We start from the raw sequence: 8105 nt of genomic DNA, 5'->3' as shown, positions 1-8105 counted from the left end.
CGCGGGGGGCGGCGTGGCGGGCTTGGCCTCGGGCGCGGGCGGCGGCGGGGCCGGGGGCGGCGCGGGCGGCGGCGCGGACGCGCACGCGGCGAGGAAGACGGTCGCGGTGGCGAGGGCGAACGAACGGGAACGAGGGCGCATGGCGCGGTGCAACATTCCATTTCCAGCCGCGCGTCAAGCGTCGTGTGTGGTGCGGCACTGCGGAACCTCCGGCGGCGGGAAGGTGTCCTCCCAAGCCATGAGGTTCCACGTTCACGCTTTACGCGGGTGGCTCGTCGGTCGGCGGCTCGGCAGGGAGCGATGGGTCTCCGGGCAGATGACGACGCTCTCGTGGCTCGGCAGGGGCACGCTGCTCCTCCTCGCGTTCGTGATGGTCCTCGGCGACGACGAGGATCAAAAGGCGCGCGCGAAGGGGCTCATGCCCGTGCAGATCGAGCCCCTGCCGGCGTTCGTCGGGGCGCACTCATGTATCTCGCCGAGCGACGTGGACGAGCCTCCGCCCGAACCGGAAGAGCCGCCCTGCCCACGAAAGGGCAAACGCCCGGACGCGCGCTGAGCGCCGCTACTGCGCCCGCTCGGGCAAACCGAGCGCAATCCGGCGGAGCAGATCGAGCACGGCATACGCTGCGGCGATCTGCACCTCCTCGCGTTCGCCCTGAAAAACCTTGCTCCGCACGACCGTGCCGCCCGGATGCGCGACGGCCCAGTACACGAGCCCCACGGGCTTCTCCGGCGTGCCGCCCGTTGGGCCCGCGATACCCGTCACCGACAGACCCACGTCCGTCTCGCATGTGCGGCGCACGCCCTCGGCCATCTCCGCCGCCACCTCGGCCGACACCGCGCCGTGCCAGCGCAGCGTGTCCTCCGAGACCCCGAGCAGCCGCGTCTTCGCGCTGTTCGCGTACACCACCGCGCCGCCCACGAGGTAATCGCTCGCCGGGTATCGCGTCAGCATGTGCGCGATGAGCCCGCCCGTGCACGACTCCGCGAGCGCCAACCGATAGCCGCGGCTGCGCACCGCGCGGCCCACCATCTCGGCGAACGCCTCGTCGCCCTCGCCGTACACCACGTCGCCGAGCCGCGCCTTCACCTCGGTCGACGCCCGGATCGCGAGATCCCGCGCCACCTCTCGATTCGCGCCTCGCGCGTGCACCTTCACGTCGACCTCGGGGAAATGCACCCGATAGCCGAGCGTCACGCCCGCGTGCGTCCCCTCGATCCCCGCGAGCGCTTGCCCGACGAGGCTCTCGCCGAGCCCGTACGTCCGGAGCCGCACCTGGGACGTGTTGTTCGGCGCCGACGGCCGGATCCGCGGCAACACCTGATCCGTGAACATGCGCTTCATCTCGCGCGGCACACCCGGCAGGAAGAAGAGCGGCGTGTCCCCGAGCAGGATCGAAAAACCCGGCGCCGAGCCCACGCTGTTCGACAGCACGTCCGCGCCCGCGGGCAGGTCCGCTTGTTTCTCGTGGCCCGCGTTCATCGTCTTGCCGCGCGACTCCACGCGCCGCCGGATCGCGAGCAGCGCGCTCTCGTCGCGCGCGAGCGACACGCTTGCGGCCTTCGCCGCCGCTGCTGCCGTGAGGTCGTCCGTGGTCGGCCCGAGCCCGCCCGTCACGACGACCAGCCGATGCGACTGCGCGAGCGTGCGCAGCGCCGTGACGATCTGGTCCACGTCGTCGGGGATCGCGTCGATCACATCCACGGTGAAGCCCGCGGCCGTCAGCTCCGCGGAGAGCCACGCCGCGTTCGTGTTGACGATTTCGCCTCGGGTGAGCTCGGTACCGATCGAGAGAATCGCGGCGGTCATTTGGGGGCATGCACTCTATCCCATCACGCGCCCTTGACGAGGGGCTCGATGGCGAAAAAGCCACGATTCAGCGCGGAAGGGCAGAGCCCTCGGCCGCCGCCGCGAACGGATACACACACCGGAAGCCCACCTCGGTCGAGCGCGTGCTTGCCGCGATCTCCAGCCGATTCCAGCTCCGAAGCGCGCTCGCCGCGCCGTTTCCGAACGACCCGCCCCGCACCTCGGCGAGCGCCGCGCCCTCGACCTCGCCCGTTCTCGGCGCCGCCCACTCGGCCACGTTGCCGGCGAGATCGTGCGCGCCCTCGGGCGAAGCGCCGTCCGGATGCGAGCCGGCGATCTCCGGCCCCGTCGCGCCCTCGCCGCAAGGACCACGCACGAGCCCCCACGCCGCCCGCCGACAAACCGCGCCCGTGTCTCCCCAAGCGTAACGTCGACCCTTCGGACCCGCGGCCGCGAAGGCGAGCTCTTCCGGCGTGGGGAGCGCGCCGCCCGCCCACGCGCAGAACGCGCGCGCCTCGGACAAACCCACGCCGGAGAGCGCGCGACCGGGCTCGTCCGTGAGCGGCACCGGCGCACAGGCGGACGCGGCCACGCAGGCGGAATACCGAGCCTCCGTGACCTCGTAGGCGTCGAGCGCGAAGGCCTCCATCGGCACGACGCGCGGCGTGACCTGACCTTGCGCTTCCCAGTCACTCGGACCGATCCGCAAGAGGCCCGCCGTGATGCCCACGGCGCGCGGCGTGGCCACGCACCCGGCCTCCGTCACGACGAGCCCCGCCGCGCATCGCGTGGGTTTGCCCGCGCAACGATCACCCGCGAGGGTTTGCCCTTCCCCGCAACAGCGCGCCCCGAGCGCGATCATGCCGGCCGCGCACCGTGCCGGCGGGGCCGCGCGCTCCCGCGCCACGAGCACCACGGCGACGGCGAGCCCGATCGAAAGGGCGACGAGGCCGATCGTCCGGACGACCGGCCTCGCCCTGCTCGCTTCAGGCCGAGCCACCCTCGCCGCGGGCCTCCCCTCGGGGTCGTCGCGTCTCGCCGCGGTCACGCCTGCGCTGCTCGGCGCGCGCGGCCTTCACCTCGTCGAGGCGCGCTTCGATCCGCGCGAGCGCGTCGAGCAGCGCGGCCTTGAGCCGACCGTACGTCTTCGGACCGATGTCGCCCTTCTTGTGCGCCTTCTCCAGCGCGACGAACTCGCCGAGCAGCGCCTCGCGGGCTTCGATGAGATCGTCCTTCGCCTCTTCGGGCACCGAGCCCTCCGTGCGCTGGCGGATCGTGTAGGCCGCCGCGAGCGCGGCTGCCGAGAGCGCGAAGAACAGCGCGAACCAGCGCGTGTTTCCGGGCACGGGCAGGCCCGTGATGGTGATGTCGAGCCCGCCGATGCCGCGCTCGCCTTGCATCGCCTGGCGCATCGTCACCATCACCTTGCGGCCGTCGCGCCCGGTCTGGCGTTGCGCCTCGGGGAAACCGGCGACCTGGAGGCCCATGGTCTTGTTCGCCTCGGAGAAGATCCGCACCTCGCCCACGCGCGGCGGGAGCGCGACGTGGAAGGTTTGTCGGTCCTTGCCTTCGAGCTTCACCTGGTAGCTGAACGAGGCCTCGTGCCGGCCGGGCGCGATCGTGCCCGAGAGCCACGGTCCTTTGTTCGGCTCGTCGACGAACCGCACGTCGGTCATGCCGTCGGGGATGCGGAACGCTTGATACCCCTCGGGCAAACCGACCTGCGCGTCGCCCTTGCCCGGCACCCACGCGACCTTGCCGATGTTGAACACGTTGAAGAGCTGCTCGACCTGCAGCACGCCTTCACGCAGCGACACGAACACGAACGACTGCGCGCCGACGAGCGCGTTGTTCACGTCGTTGGTCGCTTCGTAGGAATGCAACACGACGCGCTTGCCGGCCTTGTCCGAGAGCGCGAACGGCTCCGTCGCGTACGTACCGAGGCCACGCTGCGTGGTCACGCGGTAACTCGTGCCCGCGCCGACGGCCAAGCCCTCGAGCCGCGCCGTGCCTTGCGCGTCGGTCGTGACCTCGCGGCGCTCGCGCTTGTCGCCCTGCGCCACGCTGCTCTTGAGGATGCCAATGATCGCGGTCGCGTTCGGGATCGGGCGATCGTCGGCGTCGCGGATCGTGAAGACCATCGTGCCCGGCGGCAGCGTTTGATCCTCGACCGCGGTGTCGGGCGGCGCCTCGAAAAACCCGCTGTTGTTGCGGCGCATGTCGCCGCCATGCGGGTTCGCCCCGTGCGGCGATTCGCCGGGCCCGTGCGGATCCATCCCCGCGCCGTCCTCGACGCTCGGATGCCCCGGCGGAAGCTCGCCGACGTCGGGATGTCCCTCGGGCAGGGGACCGGCCGTCTTGCCGGCATCCCCCGCGCCCGCGTCGCCGGGCCCTGCGTCGGGTTTGTCTGCGCTGGGCTTTTCCTTCTCGGCCTTCGCGTCCGGCTTCTTCGGGGCCGCCTCGGCCTTCTTCGGCTCCGCGGGTTTGTCCTCGCCCGCGGCGGTCGCCACGTGCGGCAGCGAGATCGCGGCGGCGATGGTCAGGGCCGCGCCGAGGATCCCGAGACGGGTTCGTCGGATCGTGCTCACGACGCCTCCGCCTCCTCGTCGGCCTTCTTCGCCTCGCGGGGCTCTTCCGCGGGCTCGGGCGCGGCCATGCGCGCGCCGCATTTCTTGCAGAACAAAGCGTCCTCGTCGTTCTCCGTGCCGCACGCGTCACACGCGCGCTGCGCGGCGGCCTCGTCGCTCGCCTGTGCGGGCTTCTTCGCCTTCTTCTTTTTCTTGGGCTTGCGCGGGGCCTCGTCGGCCTCTTCCTTCGCCGCCACAGGCTCCGGCGCGTCCTTCGGCGCCGGGGCCTCCACAGCCTCCGCAGCCTCGTCCGTCGCGCCGTCCTCGTCCGCCTCGTTCGTCTCTTCCTCGGCGTCGACCAGGCCGAGCTGCTTCAGGCGTCGCTGCACGAGCGCCTCGGCCCGCTCGCGGCCGGGCGCCGCGCTCTGGTCGAGGGCCTGGAGCAGGCGCTTCGCTTCGGCGCGGTACTTCGCGACGAGGGCGCGATAGTCCTCCTCGCTGATCTTGCCGACGCTGCGTTCGAACTCGAGATCCTTCAGCGCGCGGATGACGGCGCGCTTCTGCTCCTCCTCGGCGCGGGGCGGGGCGCCGATCGCGTAGGCGTCAGCGCCGGAGAGCGGCGTCTCGCCGAGCAGCGTGCGCAGACTCGCCCAGAAACTCGCGATCACCGTCACGAGGACGCCGGCCGCGAGGACCAGGATGGCCGTGGACACGTCGACGAAGAGGCCGCCGAGGAGCGCGAGAAAGGCCGTCACGATCGGAACGCCGTACTTCACGGAATCCGCGATCTTGCGCTCGAGCTCCTCGTCGCGCTTGTCCGCAGCGCGTTTGTCCACGGCGCGCTTGTCCGTGCTCTTCTCGGAGCTCATTCGTCGTCGAGGTCCTTCAGCTCCTGATCGAGCCTGTCGTCGTAGGCGTCACGCGCCTCGTTCTTGGCCTGGGTCTTCTTCCCCGCGGGCGCGGCCGCCGCGGCGGCGAGGCCGCGGCGCTGCCAGCGACGCAACATGACGAACACGAGCCCGGCGCCGGCCACGATCGCCGTGATGGGCACGACCCAGAGCGCGCGGCTCGCGCCCTGGTTGCGCGGCACGGCGAGCGACTTCGGCCCGTACTGCGACACGTAGACGTCCTGCGCTTGCTCGACCGTCTTGCCCTCGGCGAGCAGCTCGCGGAGCGCCGAGCGGCGCTGATGCGCGATGTCGCACGGGCAGGTGCCGAGTGTCTCGCGCGGGCAGCCGCAGGTGCAGATGAGGCTCCAGAAGAGCTGGCGCTCGGTCTCGTTCTGGATCGACACGGTCCCCGTGCCGCCCGTGTGCTGGCCGTGCGCGAGGTGCGGATCGAACGTCAGCCACGCGGCCGCGAGGCCGGCCGCGGTGAGCAGCGCGAGGTGGAGCGGTGTTCGTCGGGTGGTCATTCGGAGTTACTTGGCGGGAGCGAGAGCAGCGCCGGGAGCTGGCGCAGGGGAGGGCGCTTCGATCGCCGGCGCGGGCGGGGCGCGCGGCGCGGCCGGTCCGCCGTACGCGAGGGAGGGGCCGCCCGCGAGGAGCAGGGCGAAGATGACCGAGGTCGCGACCGAGGCCGCGGCGCGGATGTAGCCGAACGCGCCCGCCTCCTCCAGCGCGACCTCGGGCCACATCGACACGATCGCCCCGAGGATCAGGATGCCCACGCCGATCCAGATGAAGTTCACGAGCGGGTTCACGTGGAACTGGAACGAGGCGACCTTCGTCGTCGGGTTGACCATTCCTACGATCACGTAGAGATCGTCGCGGATGGTCATGTGCTTGGCGACCTCGGTCGAGGGCTGATCGGCGCCCGTCTTGTAGATGAACTTCGCCGGCGTGACGCGGCCGATGGCCTTGCCCTGACGGACCACGTCGAGGTCCGTGAAGATCATGCGCTTCTCGTTGTCGACCTCCATGCGCGGGCCGACGTACGTCATGGAGTAGTAGTCGACCTGGGCCGTCTCGCCCGGCGACATGCTGAGCTCCTTGTCGACGCCCCACGCGCGGCCGGTGAAGCCGAGGAACATGAGCGCGATGCCCACGTGCACGACGTAGCCGCCGTAGCGGCGGCGCGACTTCGCCACGAGGTTGAAGAGCGAGGTGAACAGGCCCTCGTCGCTCTTGCTGCGCTGCCGCGCCGCGACCCCGCGGTAGAACTCCTGCACGACCACGGTGATGTTGAACGCGACGAGCATCACCGTGACGAACGGCAGCTTGCCCGAGATCCAGGCGAGCGCGCGGCCGAGCGTGCCCTCGTAGATCGGCGCGGCGTCGTAGAACGCCGGGTAGTTCACGCGCTTGCCGACGAGCAGGTGGAGCGCGCCGACGACGAGCATCACCGCGACGGGCCAGCGGAAGCTCTTCAGGAAGAGCTCCGGGCTCGTCTTGCGCCAGCCGAGGAGCGGTGCCGCGCCCATGAGGAAGAAGATCACGAGCGCGAGCGGCGGGATCCAGGTGTTGTAGAACGTCGGCCCGAGCGTCGACTCCTGCTGCAGCAGCCACTCGCTGATGCGCGGCCACGTCGTCGCGACCGCGATGAAGACCGTGAGGCTCAAGAGGCCCCAGTTGTTCAGAACGAACGCGGTCTCGCGCGAGAGCACCGACTCGAAGACGCCGTCGCTGCGCAGCCGCGGCAGGCGGTAGGCGATGAGCGAGATGCTCACCGCGGCGATCACGCCCATGTACCAGACGAAGAAGATGCCGATGCCGGACTGGGCGAAGGAGTGGACCGACGAGATGAGGCCGGAGCGCGTGAGGAACGTGCCGAAGATCGTGAGGAAGAACGTCGCGCAGATGAGGAAGACGTTCCAGACCTTCAGCATGCCGCGCCGCTCCTGGATCATCGTCGAGTGCACGTAGGCGCTCGCCGTGAGCCACGGCAGGAACGCCGCGTTCTCCACGGGATCCCAGGCCCAGTAGCCGCCCCAGCCGAGCTCCTCGTAGGCCCAGAGCATGCCGAGCGCGTTGCCGATCGACAGGAAGAGCCAGGCGAAGAGCATCCACTTGCGCGTGGCCACGATCCACTCGTTGTCGAGCCTTCCCGTGGCGAGCGCCGCGATCGCGAAGGCGAACGGGATCGCCGAGCTCGTGAACCCGATGTACAGGCTCGGCGGGTGGATGATCATGTAGAAGTTGCGGAGCTGGTAGTTCAGCCCGCTGCCATCCATCGGCGCGCCGCCCGCGCTCGTCTGGAAGGGGTTCGCCGCGAAGATCATGAGGATCGCGAAGAAGCCGATGATGGTCATCAGCGTCGCGATCACGAAGGGCTGGAGCTCGAGGTATCTGCGCTTGAGCCACGCCACACAGCCCGCGGAGAAGCCGGACGTGAGGAAGAGCCACCAGAGGAGCGAGCCATCCTGGCCGCCCCAGAGCGCCGCGACGAGGTACGGCGTGGTCATCGAGCGGTCGCTGTACCGAGCGACGTAGCTGATGCGGAAATCGTGGCTCACGAAGGCGAACGCGAGGACCAGGACCGAGAGCCCGACGAGCGCCACGGTGCCGTACGCGCCGAGTCGAGCCGCCTGGAGCAGGCGTGGCCTGCCCGTGCTCGAGGCGAGCGCGACGGCGAACGTGTACGCCGCGGCGATCAGGATCGCGTAAAGAACGCCGGTTCCGAACTCGGGGAGCGATTGCCAGATCGACATGGCCGGGGGCAGAGCTTAGGCCGGCCACGGAGCCGGGGCCACGTCTACGCGCCCTATTTCCCGAGGACGCCTCGTCGCC

7 protein-coding genes are annotated in these 8105 nt (G+C 70.5%); 1 reads left to right on the top strand and 6 read right to left on the bottom strand.

Annotated features, from left to right (window positions below; genetic code table 11):
* Window positions 1-238: 238 nt before the first annotated feature.
* A complete protein-coding gene (locus tag QHF83_RS41160; protein WP_282423571.1) occupies window positions 239-556 on the top strand; it encodes a hypothetical protein in 318 nt (105 codons plus the stop codon).
* Window positions 557-562: 6 nt separating this feature from the next.
* Here QHF83_RS41160 and QHF83_RS41155 read toward each other — a convergent pair whose 3' ends face one another.
* From QHF83_RS41155 to QHF83_RS41130, 6 genes are all read right to left on the bottom strand, one after another.
* Window positions 563-1810 carry a CinA family nicotinamide mononucleotide deamidase-related protein gene (locus QHF83_RS41155; protein ID WP_282423570.1) on the bottom strand — a complete coding sequence of 416 codons (1248 nt, stop codon included), beginning with the start codon at window positions 1808-1810 and terminating at the stop codon, window positions 563-565.
* Window positions 1811-1877: 67 nt separating this feature from the next.
* Window positions 1878-2810 carry an SUMF1/EgtB/PvdO family nonheme iron enzyme gene (locus QHF83_RS41150; protein ID WP_282423569.1) on the bottom strand — a complete coding sequence of 311 codons (933 nt, stop codon included), beginning with the start codon at window positions 2808-2810 and terminating at the stop codon, window positions 1878-1880.
* Window positions 2797-4398 (bottom strand): hypothetical protein, encoded by a 1602-nt coding sequence (locus QHF83_RS41145; RefSeq protein ID WP_282423568.1) that lies wholly within the window; start codon window positions 4396-4398, stop codon window positions 2797-2799. Before QHF83_RS41145 ends, QHF83_RS41150 begins: the two co-directional genes overlap by 14 nt.
* Entirely contained in the window at window positions 4395-5246 is an 852-nt protein-coding gene (locus tag QHF83_RS41140; protein WP_282423567.1) for a zinc-ribbon domain-containing protein, read from the bottom strand. The genes QHF83_RS41145 and QHF83_RS41140 overlap by 4 nt, the downstream gene beginning before the upstream one ends.
* A complete protein-coding gene (locus QHF83_RS41135) occupies window positions 5243-5791 on the bottom strand; it encodes a cytochrome c-type biogenesis protein CcmH (RefSeq protein ID WP_282423566.1) in 549 nt (182 codons plus the stop codon). Before QHF83_RS41135 ends, QHF83_RS41140 begins: the two co-directional genes overlap by 4 nt.
* Before the next feature lie 6 nt (window positions 5792-5797).
* Window positions 5798-8026, bottom strand: coding sequence for a cytochrome c-type biogenesis CcmF C-terminal domain-containing protein (locus QHF83_RS41130; protein WP_282423565.1), 2229 nt, complete (start codon window positions 8024-8026; stop codon window positions 5798-5800).
* Window positions 8027-8105: the final 79 nt, after the last annotated feature.

The sequence above is a fragment of the Polyangium sp. 15x6 genome, assembly GCF_029960785.1.
Lineage (GTDB): Bacteria > Myxococcota_A > Polyangia > Polyangiales > Polyangiaceae > Polyangium.
The sequence above is the reverse complement of the archived record's forward strand: the minus strand, read 5'-3'. Positions and strand labels throughout refer to the sequence as shown.

Bases quoted from the DNA above. Each gene is read 5' to 3' on its own strand.
- QHF83_RS41155 (WP_282423570.1), bottom strand. From the start codon at position 1,810: ATGACCGCCGCGATTCTCTCGATCGGTACCGAGCTCACCCGAGGCGAA.
- QHF83_RS41135 (WP_282423566.1), bottom strand. From the start codon at position 5,791: ATGACCACCCGACGAACACCGCTCCACCTCGCGCTGCTCACCGCGGCC.
- QHF83_RS41140 (WP_282423567.1), bottom strand. From the start codon at position 5,246: ATGAGCTCCGAGAAGAGCACGGACAAGCGCGCCGTGGACAAACGCGCT.
- QHF83_RS41130 (WP_282423565.1), bottom strand. From the start codon at position 8,026: ATGTCGATCTGGCAATCGCTCCCCGAGTTCGGAACCGGCGTTCTTTAC.
- QHF83_RS41160 (WP_282423571.1), top strand. From the start codon at position 239: ATGAGGTTCCACGTTCACGCTTTACGCGGGTGGCTCGTCGGTCGGCGG.